The following is a 1160-nucleotide window of genomic DNA, read 5'->3' on the forward strand; positions in this document are numbered from 1 at the left end:
AGGTCGGTGCGCGGGCGGCGGGCGGGGGCGCCCGCCAGGGGCCACTGGGCGCGGCGGTGCAGGTCGTCCGCGAGGTGCACCAGCTGGCGGTTGCCGGAGAGTCCGAGGACGGCCGCGTGGAAGGCGCGGTCGGACTCGGCGTAGCGCGCGTGGTCGCCGGTGGCCGCCGCGGTCACCGTCGCCTCCGCCAGCGGGCGCAGCTCCGCCCAGCAGGGGGCGGCCACCGTACGGGTCAGCCGCAGCATCACCGGCATCTCGACGAGGGCCCGGATCTCGGCGAGCTCGGCCAGTTCCCGGGCTCCGCGCCGGATGACCCGGAAGCCCCGGTTCGGCACGACCTCCACCGCGCCCTCGTTCGCGAGTTGCTGCATGGCCTCGCGTACGGGGGTCGCCGACACGCCGAAGCGCTCGCCGAGCGCCGGGGCGGAGTAGACCTCGCCGGGGGCGAGGTCGCCGGTGACGAGGGCGGACCGCAGGGCGTCGAGGACCTGACCGCGGACGGAGGCCCGCTGGATCACGGGCCGCGGGACGACGGAGGCGAAGGCGGCACCGGCACCGGCACCGGCACCGAAGGACGGAGCCGGGGCGGGGACGGAGGCAGGGGCCGGGGCGGTGAAGGGCTCGCGGGTCCCGGGCACGCACTGCCCGTACGATGCGCCCAAGCCGTCGGGGGCACCCGGACCGTCGAGGACGCCCGGACCGTCGACGGCACCCGCGCCATTGAGAGCACCCAAGCCGTCGGGGGCACCCGGACCGTCGAGAGCGCCGGGGCCGTCGAGGGCACTCGGGCCGTCGAGGACGCCCGGGCCATCGTGGGCGCTCGGGCCGTCGGGGGCACTCAGGCCGTCAGGAGCACCCGGGGCGTCGAAGGTACTTGGGCCGGGGGGAACGCCCTGGTCGTCGGGGGTCCTGGGCGACTGCGGCTCCGGTACGTTCCCTGCATCCCCTGTATCCCCCACGTTCCCCGCGCCCCCGCGCGTCACCCGCGGCCGGGGCGGCCGGGGTATCGGTATCTCGCCGTGCGTGTGCTCGCCGCGTGCCGCCGGCCCGCCGGGGCCGGCAGAAGCCGCGGGAACCGCAGGACCCGCGGGGCTTGCAGGGCCTGGTTCGGAGATGTCGTCCCGCGCGCTCCGGTCGCGGCTCGCCGGGCGTTGCCGCGC

At 77.7% G+C, this 1160-nt stretch carries 1 protein-coding gene; it reads right to left on the reverse strand.

From position 1 onward, the window contains the following. Positions 1-662 (reverse strand): GntR family transcriptional regulator (locus HO151_RS02625; protein WP_173894509.1); only part of this gene is annotated, 662 nt, incomplete at its 3' end. Positions 663-1160 lie beyond the last annotated feature (498 nt).

It is taken from the genome of Streptomyces sp. 8P21H-1, from assembly GCF_013302945.1.